We start from the raw sequence: 19,848 nt of genomic DNA, 5'->3' as shown, positions 1-19,848 counted from the left end.
TTGTTTCTCCCTGACAGCAAACACAAAGCCGCTTGACGATACTGCGGGCGCATCCCTTACGCTGTCAGTTTTTGCACAGAAGAAGAAAGCGCTTATGAAGAGCTTCAAGACCTACCGCGTCGGCGACAACTTCAAGCTGGCCGACATCGACCCTGGTGACACGCCCTTCCTGGAAGGCAGCGACGACGCGCAAAAAAAAGAACTCGATGCACTTGCAGTGCAACTCGACGTGCTGCAAAACCTGCTGCACGCAGAGGGTCGGCGCAAAGTACTGCTGGTGCTTCAGGGCACCGACACGAGCGGCAAGGACGGCACGATTCGCTGGGTGTTCTCTCGCACCACGCCACTCGGCGTACGTGTCGCGGCCTTCAAGGCGCCGACCGACGAAGAAAAAGCGCGCGACTTTTTGTGGCGCTGCCATGCGGTCGTGCCACGCAATGGCGAGCTCGCGGTATGGAACCGCAGCCACTACGAAGACGTGCTCGTGCCGGTGGTCGAGGCATGGATCGACAAGGATGTCACCCGAAAGCGTTACGCGCAGATCAACGACTTCGAGCGGCTGCTGACCGAGAACGGCACCGTCATCGTCAAGTGCATGCTGCACATCGGCAAGGAAGAACAGCGCGTGCGCCTGCAGTCACGCGTCGACACACCGGGCAAGCAATGGAAGTTCAGCCCCGACGATCTCATCGTTCGCGAGAAATGGAGCGCTTACCAGCGCGCCTACAGCCGCGCGCTGGCAGCGACATCGACCGGGTATGCGCCCTGGTACGTGGTACCGGCCAACAGCAAGTTGCACCGCAATCTGATGATCGCGCGCTTGCTGGTCAAGACGCTCACGCAGATGAATCCCACTGCGCCGCCGGCGGACCCCGCGCTCAAGGGGCTTGTTGTCAAATAGTCACACGACCGCAGCCAGCGGGAGTGTATGGTTCTGCCTTTCTAAATTCAACCGAGTACCACCGTGTCCGATAAGCCCCATTCGCCAAGTGCGGCTGCGCCCATAGAGAAGGCGTTGGCGCAAACGCAAGAAACGCAAGAGAAGTTGAGTGCCGGCGTGAACGAGCTCGCCGTGACCAACGCCGTGCTTCAGCAGGAAGTGCCAGTCGAGGCGCTTACTGGCGATCTTGCGCTCGCGCTCGAAAAGAACGAGGCACTAGAGACCAAAGTGCAGGAATGCGTCGACGACCTGGAAGACGTCGGCAAGGTGCTTGCCGAAGAGGTGGCGCGGCGCAAACGATTGGAAGCAAAGCTTGCCGAGGTCAAGGCGGAGGTTGCCAGCGCCGTCGCGAACAACAACTCCGCTGCGTGAGCGATCCGGTCCTCAACTGAGGGCCACTGCAGATCGACCGCGACCCGGGGGGATGCAGGCGTATCTGGAAATGCGGTCATCGAGGTTCGTCCATCGATCTGATTTGGTCCGCGTTGCCTACACGCGTTCCTCCTGACCGCCTGCACGGGCCGCAGGCCAGGCGAAGCACGATCCTGGCTGTAATTCGTAACACAATTCTCGATGCCATGAGCGCGATGACCAGCAGACAGAACCAATTGACCGGCATAGAGCGAGCGCTCGCCGAGCTCGACAAGGTGCTTGGCGCTGCGCCTGTGGACCGCACCGAAGTCCCGTTCTACGGACCGACGATGCTGATGTCGATGAGCGAGATAGACCAGGCCATGGCATTGCAATCGGAGCGGGCACGGTACGAAGCCAACCCCGAAGACACCGCGGTCCACTTCTGCCTGACATCGGCAATCGCCCTACTCGAAGTGAGCCAGGTGCTCCTTAACCAAGGTGGTGATCTTTCCCCGCAAGACCGCGAACGTCAGTGGAAAACGCTGGTTGCGTATACAAAAACTGCGGGCCGCTCCGCCTATCGCGCTGCATCGATCCTAACGGACCAAAAAGACTGATAACGACGCGTTTCGACACCGTTCGTCGGAATTGTGAATTTATGTATCTTCGCGTGAGATATGCACGCGACTCCTTGTCAACACGCGGCGAAACTGCCCGCATGCCGAATTTGCCGCACACCTCGCAAATGCCGTCGTTGCGGTCGCAATCGCCGTGATCTGCCCAAATTGCGGTGCGCATAACCGGTCGCTCGCCAAGTTCTGCATGAAGTGCGTCACCTCCCTATCGGCCACCCTTGTCGACCGTGAAGAGAACGGCATTGCAGACATGGCCAATACCGAGATGAGCCACGCCGCGACACTTCGCGTCCAGCGCACCGCCGAATGGGCAGCGGACGACCATGTCGATCACGAGCGCCCGGAATTCACCGAATTTGCAGAGCACGCCTTGCCCGATGGCACGCTCATCGAAGGCTTTCGCATCGTCAGATCGATCGGCGAAGGCGGTTTCGGTATCGTCTACCTTGCATGGGATGTGGCGCTGGAACGGCATGTGGCCATCAAGGAATACATGCCGACGTCGCTGGCGATACGGGCCAATCCGTCGCTCGAAGTGTCGATGCGGTCGGACCGGCATCGCGGCACCTTCGACGCCGGCCTGAAGAGCTTTGTCAACGAAGCGCGTCTGTTGGCACGCTTCGATCACCCGGCGCTGGTCAAGGTGTTCAGGTTCTGGGAGGCGAATCGCACCGCGTACATGGCGATGCCTTTCTATGAAGGGCCGACGCTCAAGGCAACGCTGGCGACCGCCGGCAACACGGCGTCCGAGTCAGAACTGCGCGCGTGGCTGGAGCCTCTGCTCGATGCGCTGTCGGTGCTGCATCGCGAGCATTGCTATCACCGCGACATCTCCCCCGACAACATTTTGCTGACGACGTCGGGCCCGGTGCTGCTCGACTTCGGCGCGGCACGGCGCGTGATCAGCGACATGACGCAGGTGCTGACCGCCGTGCTCAAGCCCGGCTTTGCACCGATCGAGCAATACGGCGGCGAGTTGCAGCAAGGGCCCTGGACCGATCTGTATGCGCTGGCAGGTGTCGTGCATTACGCGATCACCGGCCGAGCCCCGACGGCGTCTGTGGTGCGCGTGGTGAGCGACACGCTGCGGCCGCTGACGGTGACACACGCCGGCAAATACAGCGACAACTTTCTGCGCGCCGTCGACCTGGCCTTATCGGTGCGGCCCGAGGCGCGGCCGCAAGACATAGCGGAGTTTCGAGCGTTACTCGATGCGGGGAAAGTTGCCAAAGTGGCGGCGATCTCGGATGCGCCGCAACAGGCCGACGCGCCAAAGGCCGAGGACACTCCGGAAGCGGCCCAGGTATCGATCGAAGAGTCGGCCGCCGACCCGACGCCATCGTCACAACCCGACGTGCCGCAGTCCGCCGTCAAACGCTCCCATCGTCGCGTCTATCTCGCCGCTACCGCATGCCTGCTCCTGGTCGGCAGTGCGACGTTCTGGACGATGCACAGCAGCGGTTCACGGCAGCCGGACCTCAGCACGTCGGCGGCTGAAGTGACTAGCTCGCCCGCGCCCGTAACGCAATCGCCAGTCGCACCCACTGTGGTCAAAGCAGTCAGCGCGATCGCTGTAACTGAAGCACCAGCACCAGCACCAGCACCAGCGCAGGCGGTTGCAACGCCCGTCACTGCAATACCCGACACTGCGACGCCTATCGCGCTGGCGGCCACGCCGCGCTCTGCGGTGCGCATGGCAGCGCCGTCTGTCCCCGAGCGCAAGAAGCCGGCGACGGTCATCGCTTCGGTCGATGAACCGCGCACGGCATCGCGCACTGAATTCGAGGCGGAACCCGCTTCGCTTCGCAAGGCCCCGGTGCGACCGCAACGCTGCGCCGAGATCATTCAGAAATCTTCACTCGACACCCTGACTGCTGACGAAGTCGCTTACCTGAAAAAAGAATGCCGATGAGTTCCCGTTTTCCCTTCCTGTCTCAGCTTGCTTCTACGACTCTGCCGCGGCTGTTTTCCGGCGCCGTGTTTGCGATCGCCGTTGCGGGCTGCAGCACCACCACACCGGTCGCAAGCAATGAACCGCTGCAATTCGACCAGGCCATCGCCGCGGCCACGGACTCGCTGTTTCAACAGTCGCAAGACGCGATGGGCTTCATGGCCCGGCGCAGCAAGCAGGCCGTCGCGCTCGACCCCACGCTCGATGCTGCCAGCGGCCAGCAGACCGCAGCAACGCAACAGCTCGACCGCACGATCACCGAGCGCGTGCCGCGCAACTTCGAACAGATCGAGGTGCTTCCGTTTCAGGCGGCGAGCCTGGCCAAGGCGCAGTACCTGCTGGTCGGCACGTTGGTGCGCGTGCAGAACACCTATCGCATCGACCTGGCGCTGGTCGACATCAAAGGCGGCGTGGTGGTCGCGCACTCATCCGCAGTCGCGAGGAAAGAAGGCGTGGATATGAGCCCGTTGCCCTATTACCGCGACAGCCCGGTGCTCATCAAGGACAAGGTCACCGATGGCTACGTGCTCACCAGCGCCACGCCGGCAGGACAAAAAGCCGACGCTACGTACATGGAGCGCATCGCCACGGCCACCGTCATCAACGACGCCACGACGCTCTACAACGCCGCACGCTATCGCGAGGCCCTGGGGCAATACCGCAGCGCGCTTGCGACGCCCGCAGGCGACCAGATCCGTGTGCTCACGGGTATCTATCTGAGCGTCAGCAAGTTGGGCATGACGACCGAAGCCGAAGAAACCTTCGGGCGACTCGTTGCGTATGGCATCGCCACCAACCAGCTCGGCGTCAAATTCCTTTTCAATCCCGGCAGTACCGAGTTCTGGGCCGACCCCAAACTGACCGGTGCCTACGCCATGTGGCTACGGCAGATCGCACGCCAGGCCAGCCGCACCAAGGTCTGCATGGACGTTGTGGGCCACACGAGCAAGACCGGCACCGAAGACGCCAATGAAACCCTGTCGCTCAGACGCGCAGCGTTCATCAAGCAGCGCCTCGGCGCCGACTCGGCAGACATGGTCAAACGCACCCGTGCGATCGGCATGGGCTCCAAGCAGAACATCGTCGGCAGCGGTACCGACGACGTGGTCGACGCACCGGATCGACGGGTCGAGTTCAGCATCGTGGAGTGCGGTAAGTAAGCCGATTGGCGTTACCGCGAGGTTCATCACCGCCGCGATCCAGAAGCACGCCGACGCGACATCTGCCTTCCAGATCATCGTTCGGCCTCAGGATTGCTCTTGCGCTGTCAGAACGTCTTGGTCAGCGTGGCGATTAACTGCGCCTTGTTGATCGACTGGGTCTGCGCGCCGATCGGGCCAAAACCCGGTTCCACGACCGCCAGGTAGGCGTCTTTCTTGTTGGCACCGACCACCGCACCGGCCAGCGACAGGCCACCGCCAAAGTCCCACGACGCGCCGACGTTGTAGTCGACATAGCTCTTGTAGCCCGTGTTTTTGCGGATGTCGCTGCTCAAACGCGTGTAGCCGACAGCAGCCTTCAACGTCAGGTGCGGAATCACTTCCTTGGCGTACGACAGGTTCAGGTAGCCGCTGTTGCGGCCCTTCAGGCCCGAGCCGTTGGCCGCGCCGGCAAAGCCGAAGTAGTCCTTGGACACCGTGTGCGAGTACTTCGCGGTGAAGGCGCCCAGGGCGTCGTCGCTGTAGGTGGCAGCGCCGTAGAGTTCCGTGGTGTTGCCCAGGTGGTTGCCCGGGTACACATAGGTCAGCACGCCGAAGTCGAGGTCGAACACGCCGACCTTCGTCTTGTAGCCGCCGTAGATGTCCATCTCGATGCTGTTGCCCGAGAGCCAGTTGACGCTGGAGTTCCAGTTGCCCACGTAGAAGCCGCTTTCGCCGAAGGCGTAGTCGAAGCCGCCCTGCACTGCGGGCTTGACGCCACGCGTCTTGTACAAGCCGTTGTGGCCGATGGTGTCCTGGTCCTGGCCGCGGAACTTGTAGTTCGTGGTCAGCGAGATGTTGGCGGTCAGGGGGGACGTCGCCAGAGCGGCGGCCGCTGTATCACCGACAGTGCCTGGCGCGGATTGCGCGAAGGAAAGGCAAGACACGGTGGCAAAGACACCGGTCAGACCGGCTTTGATAACGATACTTTTCATTGAGCTGTGCAGTTGTTTGACGACAGCAGCAGGCTAAGCAGGACTCCGTAAAAGCCGCGTAAAAAATGCGGGCGCTTTTATAAAAAGCTTGTCGATGGCCCTGTATGCGCGGGAGCCTGGAACGCCAGCACGACGCTGATCGCACGGCGTGTATCGCATTCCCTGCATCAGCTAGGTGCCGGCTGCACGTATCGATTGCCTAATCCTTGTCGACGAAGATGTTTTGTATAGCTATTGCTTATACAAAACCAACTCATTGAATAGCATACTTGCTCTTTCTCAATCAGGCACTCCTCCTCATGGACTCCATCTCTCCCGGGCAATTCAGCCTCGTCTACAACGCGTTTTCCTTCGCCATCGCGGTGATGGGAGCGGCGACTGTGTTCTTCTTCCTGTCGCGATCCCAGGTAGCTTCGTCGTACCGAACGGCACTCACCGTGACCGGGCTTGTAACGCTCGTCGCGCTCTACCACTACCTGCGGATCTTCAACAGCTGGGAAGCCGCCTACTCGCTGGCCGATGGTGTGATGAAACCGACCGGCGCCAAGTTCAACGATGCTTATCGCTACGTCGACTGGCTGTTGACCGTGCCGCTGCTGCTGATCGAACTGATCCTGGTGATGCGCCTGTCGGGTGCCGAAACACGTGCCAAGGCCACCAAGCTCGGACTGCTCGCAGCCCTCATGGTGTTGCTCGGCTACCCGGGTGAAATTTCGGCAGACCCGAGCACCCGCTGGCTGTGGTGGGGACTGGCGATGATCCCCTTCGTCATCATCGTGTACGACCTCTTCGTCGGCCTGCGGAACTCGATTGCCTCGCAGCCCCCCGGTGCCCGCGGTTTGGTCAGCGCGGCCCGTTGGTTGACGGTGGTGTCATGGTTGTTCTATCCGATCGTCTTCGTGTTCCCCATGATCGGTTTCACCGGCAGCGCTGCGACCATTGCGGTGCAGGTCGGCTACACCGTGGCAGACGTGGTGGCCAAGGCGGTGTTCGGCGTGTTGATCTTCCTGATCGCCTCGCGCAAGACCGAGATCGAAGCCTCCCTGAGGTAAGCCGTTGAACCCCGAGCTTTCGTGGGCCCGCGTTCGGGGCTATCAGCCGCCGGTGCGACGGGCATCGGCACCGCGGTGGGTGGCTGAAGTGCCTCACGCCGTGGTGGTGGGCGCAGGCTACGGCGGCATCGCCGCTGCCTTGCGTCTGCGGGCCAAGGGCTACCGCGTCACGCTCATCGACCGGGGCGAGCAACTCGGCGGTCGGGCTCGGGTGTTCGAGCGCGACGGTTTCCGGCACGACGCCGGTCCGACCGTGATCACCGCACCGTTTCTCTTCGAAGAGCTGTTCGAGTTGTTCGGCGAGCGACTGGCCGATCACGTCGAGCTGGTGCCGCTGACGCCCTGGTACCGCTTCCGATTTGCGGACGGCGATCACTTCGACTACGGCGGCACGCTGGATGAAACGCTGGCCGAGATTGGGCGTATTTCACCTGAAGACCGCGAAGGCTACTTGCGACTGCTGGAACACTCCAGGCGCATCTTCGATATCGGCTTCACCCAACTTTCTGCGAAGCCTTTCGACAAGCTGGGGACCATGCTCCGACTGATCCCCAGCCTGATCCGGCTGCGCTGCGATCGCACCGTCTGGGGCTTGGTCAAAGCGTTTCTCAAGAACGATAAGTTGCGCCAGGCCTTTTCGATCCAGCCCCTGCTGGTCGGCGGCAATCCGTTCGACACCACCAGCATTTATGGGCTGATTCATTACCTCGAACGCGCCCACGGCGTGTTCTTCGCTATGGGCGGAACGGGCGCCATCACGCGCGCGCTGGGCGGGCTGATGGAACGCCACGGCGTTGCCGTGCGTCTGGGCAGCACCGTGCAACGCATCCGGGTCGAAGGCGGCGCAGCGACCGCGGTCGAGCTGGCGGGCGGCGGTGTCATTCCGGCGGATCTCGTGGTTTCCAACGCCGATGCGGCGCACCTGTACACATCGATGATCCCCAAGTCGAAGCAGGCATGGTCGTCGCGGCTGAAGCTGACGGCGGCGAGCTACTCGATGGGACTGTTCGTGCTCTATTTCGGCACGCGCCGGCCGTATCCGGACGTAGCCCACCACACCATTTGGCTCGGTGAGCGCTACCGCGAACTGCTCGACGAGATATTCAACAAAAAGACGCTCGGCGACGACTTCTCGCTCTATCTGCACCGGCCCACCGCCACCGACCCGAGTTTCGCGCCGGACGGCTGCGAGAGCTTCTATGTGCTGTGCCCGGTGCCCAACCTTCAGGCCGACCTGGACTGGAGCCTGGAAGGCCCCAAGCTGCGCGACCGGATCGTCGCAGCGCTGGACCGAACCATCCTGCCGGGCCTGGCAGCCACCATCACCGCCGAGTTCAGCATGACGCCACGCGACTTCAGCCACGACTACCTGAGCGTGCACGGGGCCGGCTTCTCGGTCGCGCCGCTGTTCCGGCAATCGGCCTGGTTCCGTTTCCACAACCGGGCCGAGGGCATCCGCAACCTTTACCTGGTCGGGGCCGGCACGCATCCGGGTGCCGGTCTGCCAGGTGTGCTTTGCTCGGCGAAGGTCGTCGATTCAATGGTCCCGGCTGCCGAGATGGTGGTGCGGCAAGAGCCTCACGGCGCATGAAAAGACACGATGTCATGAACTCCCCCGACGCCGCCTACGCCGCTGCCGACCAGTTGCTGGCACGGCATGGACGCAGCTTTCACTGGGCCCGTCGCCTGCTCGGCGCCCGACATGCCGAGCGCGCCACCCGGCTCTACGGCTTTTGCCGCCGCATCGACGATCTGGCCGACGACGCTGCCTCACCGGCCGCAGCCCATGCCGCACTGGACACCGTCCGCCGGGCGCTGGACACCGGCCGGTCCGACGACGCCGAAGTGCGAGACATGCTGCAGCTGATGGATTCCTGTCACATCGATGCGTCGATCCCGCTCGAGTTGATCCGTGGTGTCAGGAGCGACCTCGGTGACGTGCGCTTCGCCGACATGGACGAACTGCTGCGCTATTGCTACCGCGTTGCCGGCACCGTCGGCCTGATGATGACGGCGGCACTCGATGTGACCGCGCCCGAGGCGTTGCCGCATGCCATCGACCTCGGCATCGCCATGCAACTCACGAACATCTGCCGCGATGTTCGCGACGATGCGCTGCTCGGAAGGCGCTACCTGCCAGCGACGCTGGTGGGCGAGCTCACGCCGGCCGCCTTGGTCGATCCCAGCGTCGCGGTGCGCGCGACAGCCACCCACGCACTTTGCACGCTGCTGGATCTGGCCGACCGCTTCTACGCCAGTGGAGAGTTGGGGTTGCGCTTTCTGCCCGCCGGCGCGCGCACCGGGATCCTGGTGGCAGCACGGGTCTATCGCGGCATCGGCCTGGTCCTGCGGGAGCGGGAATACGATTGCTGGTCGTCACGGGCGATGGTCGGCAACGGCGGCAAGGTGGCGATCACGCTAGGTGCTCTGGCCGGGACGCTCGGCGCACGCTGGGGCGGCGGGCAGACGCCAACGCCAACGCCGACGTCGAGCGCGCGGCCGTACGGCGCCCTGCCGCCCCACCCCGGCTCGGCCTGGCTCGCGAGGGCGGGTGTTGCAGACTGATCTCGACCTGCTGATCCTCGGTGGCGGCTGCGCGGGCCTGAGCCTGGCGCTGCGGCTGGCAGAAGCCCCCGGTCGCTGCCGGCGCGTGGCAGTGATCGAGGCGCGGCCGGACTATGCCAACGACCGCAGCTGGTGCTTCTGGCGGCTCGGGCCGCATCGCTTCGAACCCCTGGTGACGCAGAGCTGGTCGCGCATCGCCGTGCGCTCGGCCTCGCGCACGGTGGTTGCCGACTGCCCGCAGACGCCCTATCAACTTCTCGAAGCCGGCACCTTCTACACGCACGCACGCCACGTGCTCGCGAACAGCGATATGGTGCGTCTGTCGCTGGGGGTGTCGGTGATCGGTTCACCCGTGGCGGTGGCGCACGGGTGGCGCGTCGAGACTTCGGCCGGTGCGCTCACGGCCGCACAGGTGATCGACACGCGCCCGCCAAGCGTGCCCCGGCACGGCGATTCGACACTCTGGCAGTCGTTTTTTGGGCAGGAGCTGGTGTGCGAGCGGCCGGTGTTCGACGCTGCTTGCGTGGAACTGATGGACTTTACGGACGCGGTGCAGGGAGCGGTCGCGTTCACCTATGTGTTGCCGTTGGCACCGGACCGGGCACTGGTCGAAACCACGCTGTTCGACCCCCACCCGCGCAGCCCGTCCGACCTGGCCCGGCACCACCGGCGCGCCGTGCGACGGCTTTGCGGCGATGCGCCGATCCGGGTGGTGCGCAGCGAAGCCGGCATGCTGCCGATGGGGATGGCACACGACCCGGGCGCGCTGGGCCGGGGCCACTTGCGCGCTGGTCTGATGAGCGGCGCGGCCCGGCCGGCCACGGGCTACGCTTTTCAGCGCATCCAGCGCTGGGCCGATGCCTGCGGCGAGTCGCTCCGTCACGGCGAGACGCCGCGCGGACACCAGCCCGACCCGTTGCTCACCCGAATCATGGACCGGCTTTTCCTGGACGTGCTGCGAAGCCAGCCCGAGCGGGGACCCGAGCTGTTCGTGCGGCTGTTCGGTGGCACCGACATGCGTCGCATCGTCCGCTTCCTGGGCGATCGCGGGACCTTGCTCGACCGTGCCGCCGTCGTCGCTTCGTTGCCCGCGGGGCTGTTCCTGCGCCAGCTGCTGCGTTCGGCGCGGCGCGACCTGGCCGAGGCCTGACGCGATGACCTTCGGCTTGCGGCTGCAAGGTCGTATTTTTTGCGCGGTCTCGCTGGTGCTTTTGCTGGCGTTGCTGGCCGGCTTCAAAGCGGAACCGGGGCACGAGCTGATCGCCGTCGGCGCATTGGTGTTGTTGCTCGGCGTGCCGCACGGCTCCCTGGACGTGGTGGTCGCGCGTCGCTTGCTGGAACTGACAGGCATCAGGGCGTGGACGGTGTTCTCGCTACGCTACGTTGGCCTGGCCGCACTGGTCGTCGGTCTCTGGTGGGTGGCGCCGACGGTTTTTTTGTCTGCCTTTCTCGGCTTCTCCGCGCTGCACTTCGGCGCCGATCCAGAGGCGGGCGTGGCATGGCCGACGCGCGCCTTGTATGGCGGCGCGGTGATCGTCCTGCCGGCCTTGTGCCATGGCGCGGAGTTGCAGCGGCTGCTGGGCCTGGTGGCCGGTCCGGCCAGCGCGGCCTTCGTCATGCCGGCGTTGCGCCTGCTCGCGACGCCCTGGTTGTGCGCGACCGTGCTCGCTTGCTTGCTGGAGGCCAGGAGATCGCCGCTTGCCGCGGCCGAACTGGCGGCGTTGGCCGCAGTGTCGACGGCGGCGCCCCCGCTGGTCGCGTTCGCGGTTTATTTCTGCGCCATGCACAGCCCGCGCCATATCCTGCGCACCTTACCCAGCCGGCAGGCGGCCGATGCCCGCCGTGCGCTGGCGATGGCGCTTTGGCCTACCGTCGCAGTGTTTATCGCCGCCGTGGGAGCCGGCCTGCTGGCCGGTGACATGCCACTGGAAACATGGGTGCTGCAACTCGGCTTCGTCGGTCTGGCGGCGTTGACGCTGCCGCACATGGCGCTGCTGGAAAGGGTCCGCCGAGCATCGCGGCCAGCGCCGCCCGGACAATAGAACGCAGCGCGCCCTTACTCTCACCCACCCCGTTGCCAACGTCCCCGCTGTCTCGCCCTCACCATTCCAGCCTTCATGAAAGACATCTCAACCAACGCCAATTCGCCCCTCGACGGTGTCTACCGGATCGCCACCGTCTCGAACCTCACCGGCATTCCGGTCCAGACGATCCGTGTGTGGGAGTCACGTCATGCGGTCGTGCAACCGACGCGCAGCGCCACCAACGTGCGCCTCTATCGGCGCGCCGACATCGAGCGCCTGTCGCTGATCAAGGCCGCGGTCGACGCGGGCCATGCGATCGGCACCGTGTCGTCGCTGACCGACCGGCAGATCAAGGCCCGTTTCAAATTTAATCCAGTGGGAGCGGCGCAGACAACGCAACGTGGCTGTCGGGTCGTCGTGTGCGGCACAACGCTGGGTGCCCGGCTCGCCACGGCGTGGGGCGATCGCACCGACGTGCGACTGCAGGGCGTCCTGTCTTCGCTGACCGACGCCGGCGGCCCATCGACCGGCGTGATCGACGGCCCGGTCGATGCCGTGATCATCGAGGCATCCGTACTCGCCCCTTCCCTGCCTGCAGCCGTACGGCAGTTGCAGGAAACGACTCGTGCGCGCGTCGTCATCGTGGTCTACGGCTTCGGCAATCGGCGGAGCCTGGCACGACTCGACGACGCCAACGTCATCGCGCTGGCAGCACCGGCCGACCCGGCGCAGCTCGCACGCATCTGTTTGCTTGGACTGTCGATCGCGCCCTCCGCGCCCGACACTTTCTCGGAACTGCTGGTGCATCCGGCGGCGCCACGACGCTACGACGATGCGGTGCTCGACGAGCTGGCACAGGTGCCGTCCAGAGTGCAATGCGAGTGCCCGAACCACGTCGCCGACCTGTTGGTGCGACTCAATGCCTTCGAACGCTACAGCCTGGACTGCGAGAGCAGCAACGGCGCCGACGAATCGGCCCACGCAATGCTGTATCGCGCCAGCGGACACTGCCGTGCAATTCTGGAAGAAGCGCTGATGCGGCTCATGGCGCATGAGGGCACACCAACGCCGTAAGCGTAGAGGCTCCGTGAGTGTCATGGCAGCACGTCACTCATGGTGGAGCCAATAAATAAGCCCGCAGACGGTGGCCTGCGGGCTGTATCTATTAGAACCCGTACGGATTCTATTGAGTCTTGGACACTCAGGCCGAAGGCAGCAAGACCGAGTCGATGACGTGGATCACGCCATTGGTGCACTCGATGTCAGTCTTCACGACGTTGACTTCGCCGTTCAGCTTCACGCCGCCGGTGGTGCTGATTTTCAGTGCCGCGCCGTTGACCGTGGTCGCCGACTTGCCGTCCATCGTCATGACGTCGGCAGCCAAGACCTTGCCTGCCACCACGTGGTACGTCAGGATGGCTTTGAGCTTCGGGATGTCCTTGAGCAGGCTGTCGACCGTACCGGCGGGCAGCTTTGCAAAGGCTTCGTCCGTCGGGGCGAACACCGTGAACGGGCCCGGGCCCTTGAGAGTGGCCACCAGGTCTGCGGCAGTGAGAGCGGCTGCGAGAGTCTTGAAGCTGCCTGCGGCAACGGCCGTGTCGATGATGTCATGCATAAGAAATTTCCAATCGTTTGTCAGCGAAGCCGGGTCGTTGCGACACCGGTGCACAGAAAGTGCGTTTAAAGGACTTGGCCACAACCGTTGGAGTTGATGCCGGTCCCACATTCGCTGGCACGAATCTAATTCGACTGCGCGTGCACGCAGTCATGCAAGGCCATTGCATTGTGTGTTGGAGTTTCACCGGCTCGCACGCCGTCCGGATCGACTCTTTTGAAGGAGCTGGTTTACTTCGGATCAGGAGTGCGTTTTCCACCCGTGGAGTCGGCCGGCATTGAGCCGGTAGCCATCGGATTCTTGCCCATCTTCTTCGGCGACATCTTGTTCTTGTCCATCGTGCCGTTGGACATCTTGTCGTTGCTCATCGGGTCCTTGCCCATGCTGCCTTTCCTCATGGATTGACTGTTGGACGTGCTACCCCCCGAGGTACCCCCATCGCTAGAGCCGCTGCTCGTTGCCGAACCGCCGTTCAAACCCCCACCGCCACCGCCACCTGCACCCTGAGCCGATGCCGAAACCGAGCCGAGAGCCAAACATGCGGAGATGAGAATCGTTGAGAACTTTGACATAGCAAACCTTTGAAGTGTGTTGGAGGAGCAACTACATGCCGCAACTCGACGCGCACGTGTGCTCCAGGGCGCTCAGACACTGTGAGGGATGCCCTACCAAGCCTTATTGAATGCGACGGGCACGCCGTTGGCCCCGCGCGTTAGTTTTCCAACCGCACGACAACGCAAGCTTTTGTCTTACCACCAACGGCTTTGATTTCTGGGAACTTGTGCGCACATGAAATCATCGCGCACAGTAGGGAATCCTTCAGCAGACGGAGACACACATCTCGAAAATCTTGTTCATCAGATCGCGGCGGGAGACTCGCAAGCTTTTCGCGACCTCTACGACCTTTCGCGCATTTCTCTCTACTATTGCGCGCTCAAAGTTGTTCGCAGAAAGGAGATTGCGGAGGACGTTCTTCAGGAGGCGTATGTGACGATTTGGAGGCTGGCTCCGGACTTCGTGGCCGAGCGTGGCGTCGCGATGGCATGGATGACGGTGATCACGCGCAGCCGAGCAATCGAGAGCCTGCGTCGGCTGGTGACCAGCAGAGAAAGTCTGACGGTTTCCTTTGAAGAGCGTGATGAAGAAACTCTGCCGTCTGATCAGCCAGATCCTGGAAGCGCGCTGGACGCCAAAAGACAGTGCGAATTATTGTGCCGTCATGTCGGTCAACTCAAGGCCACGCAGCGCAACGTGCTCAGACTTGCTTTTCTGAGCGACATGACGCACAGCGAGGTCGCATCGTGCACGGGTATGCCGATCGGCACAGTCAAGACGTGTGCGCGCCGCGGCTTGAGCAACTTGCGCAATGCCATGATCGTTCAGGCAAGCCCGGCACCCTGACCGATCGGCTGCAACGAAGGGCGCAAGTCAACGACGTGATCCTATGTGGGCCATCGCACAGTAAAACAATGTGTTCGTCGATAAGGTTGAAGTTCTCCTTTCCACGAGGACGCTCTTATGACCCTATCTCGGACCGTAGCTCAAGCCCTAGTGCATGCCCATCTGGGTGGCCACCCCCTAGATAAACATTTACTTGCAGCCGCCGTATACGTGGCAGAAGACCGTCTACGCGCCGGAATGCTTCCCGTGATCTCAGACCTGCTTCGCCAGGACCTCGACAACCAAATGGAGAGGTCTGCGCCTCCCACACAAACGCGTATTGCATGCGATGCGATTAAGACTGCAACGGGGGCGGAATGGACGATCGGGATGAATCCAGTTTCCGATCAAGTCGACAGCGCAGGCAGAAGCACCTCGATCTATGTCATCGACGACCACCCGATCATGCGCGACGCTATTGCTTCCGTACTTCGACGACTCCGCGCAGATGCCCGTATTTCTGAATTTGGAAGTCTTGCCGAAGTACCCCCCAGCATGAGCTCGCTGGCGCCTCCCTTGGCAATCATCCTGGATCTCAATCTGCCGGATGCGTCTGGCTATTCTGGGGTGCTTCACATCAGACGGCTTTACCCCTACACGCCGTTGGCGGTCTACTCGGCGTCCCCTGCTTCAGAGATGGAAGACAAATGTATCGCGGCCGGTGCAGACCTATACATCAGCAAAGCCACAGGCTCGCAGAAACTCACGGCAGCGTTGAAGACATTGCTTTCAAAGAGCCCCGACGTTGCGCTCTATGCAGAAGGCGATCAACCACTCCGTGTACGTTCGGGTACCACCGCGAACGCAAGCGTATGACAATGGACACCGCGACAACTCTTGCTTCAAGGTGGGCCACCGCCGCGAGTGGAGAGCACGCTTTGCTTGGTGGACGAAGAGACATCGTCGTGATCGGTGCTGCGATGGGTGGACTGAGCGCACTTTCCAAGTTGCTTATTGGAATACCACCATCGTTTGACGCGGCGGTGTTAATCGCTTTGGACATCGGTTCTCAGCCAACAGCGGTCGTGCTGCAAATTCTGCGTACTTACTCACGGCTGAAGGTCAGTTTTGCAAGTAACAACGCGTTGATTCGGCGCGGTCAAGTCCTGATAGCGCCACCGAATTACGACATGCGAGTTGGGCAAGCAGGAATTGTTGACCTTGAGCGTTCAAGCGCCTACGCCAGCGGCGGCCCCTCAGTGAATGTTCTTTTTGAGTCGGCGGCTGCCGCATACGGTTACCGAGTGGTTGGCGTCGTGCTCAGCGGGGCTTCTCACGACGGCACGGCGGGGCTCTCGGTCATAGAGGCCGCCGGGGGAGTTGGCGTGGTCGAAAACCCGGAAGAAGCGGTCGACCCCAGCATGCCTTCAAATGCGATTCGCGGTGACCACCCCGATTACTCTAGTTCGCTTGATGACATGGCGCCACTCCTAATCAGCTTGGCAGCCGGTGAGAAGCCATCTAAAGGATTGTTCTTGAAGGGCGAGCGCTCGCAGAACTAGGAAGCTTTAGGGAGGCGCCCATATAAGCGTCACCCTAGAGCGACATCGAGGGCCGCTCGGCCATTGCGGCACGCCAGCGCAACAGGTGGGAATGCTGCTCGATCGGCTTGACTTTCACCACGCGCGCAAAGTCGACCGCCACCACGGCGGTGATGTCGGCCAAGCTAAAGCGCTCCGTCGCAACGAAATGCCGGTCGGCCAGACGCTCATTCAAAGTCACGAAGAACTGCTGCACTCTGGCCAAGCCGCGCTGTGCGAGTTCGGGAATCTGTGCATGGTCTACGGGCCCCGGCAAGGCGCGGTTGACCAGCGACGGGGCGCTGTTGCGTAGCGCATCGGCAATGGCCATCAACCCGTCGAATTCAATGCGCGAGTTCCAGCTGGCGACCTCGGCGCGTTCGGCCGGCGTCACGCCCAAAAGCGATGGCTCCGGGTACCGCGCATCGATATACGCCGCTATCGCAGCGTTGTCGGTCAGGAGCAATCCTTCCTCGCTTCGCAGCGCCGGCACGGTGCACAGGGGATTGATCAGGCGGTAGGCCTCGCCCAGTTGTTCGTTGGTGCGCAGGTCGACCTGCACCGTCTCGTGGGCGAGCCCTTTTTTCTGCCAGCAGGATGCGGGCATCTGCCGCTGTTTCTTTCAATCGGCGTCGTACCCATCACATGTTCGCATCGAGATTGGCCATGATGATCATCGAGCCGAACACCACCAGCGCCACCACGAACACACCGAAGGCCAGCGCAAGAATGTTGTTGGTGCCCTCGGGTCCGCTGGACACGTGCAGGAAGAACACCAGATGGATTCCCATCTGACCGATCGCCAGCGCAGCGAGCAACACAGGGATGCCTTGCGACCACACGGCGTCGCTGCCGGACACCCAGAACGAGACCAGTGTCAACACCACCGAAAGCCCCAGGCCAGCCGCGTATTTCCAGAGGCTGGTGCGCAGATCGCTGCCGTCGCCAGGCGCGCCGTCCGAGGCGGGCTTCTTGTCACTCGCTTCGTTCATTTGAATGCTCCCAAATAGACGATGGTGAACACGCCGATCCAGACAATGTCGAGCGCGTGCCAGAACAGGCTGAAGCACAGCATGCGCCGCACGACCTCCGGCGCAAAACCGAGCGTGGCGATTTGCGCCAACATCACGATCAGCCAGAAAATCCCGACGCTCACATGCAGGCCATGAAGGCCAACCAGCGCGAAGAAGGCGGAGAGAAACGCGCTGTGGCCGGGGCCTGCGCCGCTCGCAAGCATGGCCGTGAATTCGGACGCTTCCAGCGCCACGAAAGTCGCGCCCAGCGCCAGGGTCACCAGTCCGGAGGCGAAGGTGGCGAACTTGTTTTGCCGTTCCACCGAAAGGGAAAGCAGCGCGCAAGAGAAGCTAGAAAACAGCAAGCAAGCTGTTTCGATCAGCACCTTGTCGCGGTGGAAGAGCTCATGGCCCGAAGGACCTCCGGCCGTATGGCCATGCAACACCGAATAGCTCGCGAAGAAGGCCGCGAACATCACGATGTCGCTCAACAAAAAGAGCCAGAAGCCGTAGGTCACCACCACCCGCGTCGACGCAGGACCGCGCTCGGACGCGGGCACCTCTTCGTCGGAGAGGTCGCGTGTGCCGGCGTGAGCGGTCATCGTGCTCATGCGGCGCTCGCCTCCAGCGTTCGCGCCGGCACATGGATCTCAGGTGTCGGCCGCCATGAATGCCAGAGCAGTGCCGCCACGATACCGATCGAGCCAACTACCGCGAGCCACCAGATGTGCCACACCATGCTGAACCCGAGCACGACGGCGAAGAAGGCGAGAAAGAAACCCAGGGCGCTCGGGGCGGGCAGCACGATGTCTGAGGAAACCCTCGGCCGTGGGGCCGGGGGTGCGACCGGTGCCGATGAAGAAGAAGCGTCCTCGGTTTCCGGCTTGCTTCCATGCTTCATGTCCCAGAAGGCATCGCGCCCGCGCACCTGAACGAGCGTGTCGAAATTCCAGGCGGGCGGCGGCGACGGCATCGACCACTCCAGTCCGCGACCGTTCCACGGATCACCTGTCGTATCGATGCGCTCATAGCGGCTGCGAATACTGACGACGAGTTGCACGATCGTGCACGCGATGCCGACGAGGATGACGGCGGCGCCCGCCATGGCCACGAGCATGAGGGGTTGCCAGGACGAATCGGCGTAGTGTTGCATGCGGCGTGTCGCACCCATCAGTCCGAGCAGGTAAAGCGGCATGAAGGCCAGGTAGAAGCCGACCAGCCAGCACCAGAAGATCACCTTGCCCCAGCGCTCGTCCAGCGTGAAGCCGAACGCCTTGGGAAACCAGTACGTGTAGCCGGCGAAGCCGCCGAAGAGCACGCCGCCGATGATCACGTTGTGAAAGTGCGCCACCAGGAAGAGGCTGTTGTGCACCACGAAGTCCACCGGCGGAATGGCCAGCAATACGCCCGTCATGCCGCCGATCACGAAGGTGACCATGAACCCGAGTGCCCACAACATCGGGACGCTGAAGCGGACTTCGCCGCCGTAAAGCGTGAAGAGCCAGTTGAACACCTTCACGCCGGTCGGCACCGCGATGATCATGGTCATGACGCCGAAGAAACCGTTCACGTCCGCGCCGGCGCCCATGGTGAAGAAATGGTGCAACCAGACCATGAAGGACAGCATGCAGATCGCCATCGTGGCGATCGCCATCGAGCGGTAGCCGAACACGGGCTTGCCGGAGAACGTCGAGATCACCTCCGAGAACACGCCGAACGCCGGCAGGATGAGGATGTAGACCTCCGGGTGGCCCCAGGCCCATATGAGGTTGACGTACATCATCGCGTTGCCGCCAAGGTCGTTCGTGAAGAAGTGAAAGCCCAGGTAGCGGTCCAGCAGCAGCATCGCGAAGGTGGCCGTGAGGATCGGAAAGGCCGCGATGATGAGCAGGTTCGAGGCCAACGCGGTCCAGCAGAAGATCGGCATGCGCGAATAGCTCATGCCGTAGGTCCGCATCTTCAAGATGGTGGTGGTGAGGTTGATGCCGGAAAGCAGCGTACCGACCCCCGATATCTGCAGCGCCCAGAGGTAGTAGTCGACGCCGACATCCGGCGAATAGGCCAGCTCCGAAAGTGGTGGGTAGGCAAGCCAGCCGGTGCGGGCGAACTCGCCCACGACCAGCGACAGGTTGATGAGCAGTACCCCTGCCGCCGTCAGCCAGAAGCTGACCGAGTTCATCACGGGAAACGCGACATCGCGCGCCCCGATCTGCAACGGCACCACGAAATTCATCAGGCCGACCATGAAGGTCATGGCGACGAAGAAGATCATGATCGTGCCGTGGGCGGAGAAGATCTGGTTGTAGTGCTCGGGTGGCAGATAGCCCTGCGCGCCGCCGGCCGCGAGTGCCAGCTGCGAGCGCATCATGAGCGCGTCCACGAAGCCGCGCATCAGCATGACCAGGGCAAGCAGGATGTACATGACACCGACGCGCTTGTGGTCGACGCTGGTGATCCAGTCCTTCCACAGAACCGGCCACCATCCCTTCCATGTGACCAGGGCCAGCAGGCCCAGGATCACCAGTCCGACCAGGGCAGCTGCCATCAGTGGAATGGGTTGGCCCAGGGGCAAGGAAGACCAACTCAGTTTGCCGAGCATGCGGTT

General features: G+C 62.7%; 20 protein-coding genes and 1 pseudogene. 14 read left to right on the top strand and 7 right to left on the bottom strand.

Going from position 1 to position 19,848, the window contains the following annotated elements; all coding sequences use genetic code 11:
* The first annotated feature begins 94 nt into the window (after window positions 1-94).
* From QN397_RS19025 to QN397_RS19005, 5 genes are all read left to right on the top strand, one after another.
* Window positions 95-901, top strand: coding sequence for a PPK2 family polyphosphate kinase (locus QN397_RS19025; protein ID WP_323496935.1), 807 nt, complete (start codon window positions 95-97; stop codon window positions 899-901).
* A 63-nt stretch (window positions 902-964) separates the two neighbouring features.
* A complete protein-coding gene (locus QN397_RS19020; RefSeq protein ID WP_323496934.1) occupies window positions 965-1,312 on the top strand; it encodes a hypothetical protein in 348 nt (115 codons plus the stop codon).
* 206 nt (window positions 1,313-1,518) lie between these two features.
* Entirely contained in the window at window positions 1,519-1,911 is a 393-nt protein-coding gene (locus QN397_RS19015; RefSeq protein ID WP_323496933.1) for a hypothetical protein, read from the top strand.
* A 205-nt stretch (window positions 1,912-2,116) separates the two neighbouring features.
* Window positions 2,117-3,841, top strand: a complete 1,725-nt coding sequence (locus QN397_RS19010) for a serine/threonine protein kinase (protein WP_323496932.1) — start codon at window positions 2,117-2,119, stop codon at window positions 3,839-3,841.
* On the top strand, window positions 3,838-5,040 hold the full coding sequence (locus QN397_RS19005) for an OmpA family protein (RefSeq protein ID WP_323501646.1): 1,203 nt from the start codon (window positions 3,838-3,840) through the stop codon (window positions 5,038-5,040). The genes QN397_RS19010 and QN397_RS19005 overlap by 4 nt, the downstream gene beginning before the upstream one ends.
* A gap of 107 nt (window positions 5,041-5,147) precedes the next feature.
* Here the strand turns inward: QN397_RS19005 and QN397_RS19000 are convergent, their stop codons facing one another.
* Window positions 5,148-6,014, bottom strand: coding sequence for a TorF family putative porin (locus QN397_RS19000; RefSeq protein WP_323496930.1), 867 nt, complete (start codon window positions 6,012-6,014; stop codon window positions 5,148-5,150).
* Window positions 6,015-6,313: 299 nt separating this feature from the next.
* On the opposite strand from QN397_RS19000, the gene QN397_RS18995 reads away from it, so the two are divergent.
* From QN397_RS18995 to QN397_RS18970, 6 genes are all read left to right on the top strand, one after another.
* Window positions 6,314-7,066 (top strand): bacteriorhodopsin-like, encoded by a 753-nt coding sequence (locus tag QN397_RS18995; RefSeq protein WP_323496929.1) that lies wholly within the window; start codon window positions 6,314-6,316, stop codon window positions 7,064-7,066.
* Window positions 7,067-7,070: 4 nt separating this feature from the next.
* On the top strand, window positions 7,071-8,657 hold the full coding sequence (crtI, locus tag QN397_RS18990; RefSeq protein ID WP_323496928.1) for a phytoene desaturase family protein: 1,587 nt from the start codon (window positions 7,071-7,073) through the stop codon (window positions 8,655-8,657).
* Window positions 8,658-8,671: 14 nt separating this feature from the next.
* Complete coding sequence (locus tag QN397_RS18985) at window positions 8,672-9,631, top strand: phytoene/squalene synthase family protein (RefSeq protein WP_323496927.1); 960 nt, start codon at window positions 8,672-8,674, stop codon at window positions 9,629-9,631.
* The gene (locus tag QN397_RS18980; RefSeq protein ID WP_323496926.1) at window positions 9,621-10,781 is read left to right on the top strand and encodes a lycopene cyclase family protein; all 1,161 of its coding nucleotides are present in this window, start codon (window positions 9,621-9,623) and stop codon (window positions 10,779-10,781) included. Before QN397_RS18985 ends, QN397_RS18980 begins: the two co-directional genes overlap by 11 nt.
* A gap of 4 nt (window positions 10,782-10,785) precedes the next feature.
* Window positions 10,786-11,673: a Brp/Blh family beta-carotene 15,15'-dioxygenase gene (locus tag QN397_RS18975; protein WP_323496925.1), complete on the top strand. Its 888-nt coding sequence runs from the start codon at window positions 10,786-10,788 to the stop codon at window positions 11,671-11,673.
* Between the two features lie 75 nt (window positions 11,674-11,748).
* Entirely contained in the window at window positions 11,749-12,729 is a 981-nt protein-coding gene (locus tag QN397_RS18970; protein ID WP_323496924.1) for a MerR family transcriptional regulator, read from the top strand.
* A gap of 127 nt (window positions 12,730-12,856) precedes the next feature.
* Here QN397_RS18970 and QN397_RS18965 read toward each other — a convergent pair whose 3' ends face one another.
* Entirely contained in the window at window positions 12,857-13,270 is a 414-nt protein-coding gene (locus QN397_RS18965; protein ID WP_187052351.1) for a fasciclin domain-containing protein, read from the bottom strand.
* A 230-nt stretch (window positions 13,271-13,500) separates the two neighbouring features.
* Window positions 13,501-13,653 (bottom strand): hypothetical protein, encoded by a 153-nt coding sequence (locus tag QN397_RS18960; RefSeq protein WP_323496923.1) that lies wholly within the window; start codon window positions 13,651-13,653, stop codon window positions 13,501-13,503.
* A 406-nt stretch (window positions 13,654-14,059) separates the two neighbouring features.
* Here QN397_RS18960 and QN397_RS18955 point away from each other — a divergent pair, with 406 nt between their 5' ends.
* From QN397_RS18955 to QN397_RS18945, 3 genes are all read left to right on the top strand, one after another.
* Window positions 14,060-14,671: an RNA polymerase sigma factor gene (locus QN397_RS18955; protein WP_323496922.1), complete on the top strand. Its 612-nt coding sequence runs from the start codon at window positions 14,060-14,062 to the stop codon at window positions 14,669-14,671.
* Between the two features lie 246 nt (window positions 14,672-14,917).
* Window positions 14,918-15,526, top strand: a complete 609-nt coding sequence (locus QN397_RS18950; protein ID WP_323501645.1) for a response regulator transcription factor — start codon at window positions 14,918-14,920, stop codon at window positions 15,524-15,526.
* Between the two features lie 2 nt (window positions 15,527-15,528).
* Entirely contained in the window at window positions 15,529-16,212 is a 684-nt protein-coding gene (locus QN397_RS18945) for a chemotaxis protein CheB (protein WP_323496920.1), read from the top strand.
* A 34-nt stretch (window positions 16,213-16,246) separates the two neighbouring features.
* Here QN397_RS18945 and QN397_RS18940 read toward each other — a convergent pair.
* The 4 genes and pseudogenes from QN397_RS18940 to cyoB form a co-directional block, all read right to left on the bottom strand.
* Window positions 16,247-16,856: pseudogene (locus QN397_RS18940) on the bottom strand (glutathione S-transferase family protein).
* Between the two features lie 15 nt (window positions 16,857-16,871).
* Window positions 16,872-17,222 (bottom strand): cytochrome o ubiquinol oxidase subunit IV, encoded by a 351-nt coding sequence (cyoD, locus tag QN397_RS18935; protein WP_323496918.1) that lies wholly within the window; start codon window positions 17,220-17,222, stop codon window positions 16,872-16,874.
* Window positions 17,219-17,854, bottom strand: a complete 636-nt coding sequence (locus tag QN397_RS18930) for a cytochrome c oxidase subunit 3 (RefSeq protein WP_323496917.1) — start codon at window positions 17,852-17,854, stop codon at window positions 17,219-17,221. The genes cyoD and QN397_RS18930 overlap by 4 nt, the downstream gene beginning before the upstream one ends.
* Window positions 17,851-19,842 (bottom strand): cytochrome o ubiquinol oxidase subunit I, encoded by a 1,992-nt coding sequence (cyoB, locus tag QN397_RS18925; RefSeq protein WP_323496916.1) that lies wholly within the window; start codon window positions 19,840-19,842, stop codon window positions 17,851-17,853. Before cyoB ends, QN397_RS18930 begins: the two co-directional genes overlap by 4 nt.
* Window positions 19,843-19,848 lie beyond the last annotated feature (6 nt).

Origin of the sequence: Variovorax sp. RTB1, assembly GCF_035018765.1 — a bacterium.
In the GTDB taxonomy this organism is placed as follows: Bacteria; Pseudomonadota; Gammaproteobacteria; order Burkholderiales; family Burkholderiaceae_C; genus Variovorax.
Note: the sequence above shows the minus strand (reverse complement) of the source record. Positions and strands in the feature narration are given on the sequence as shown.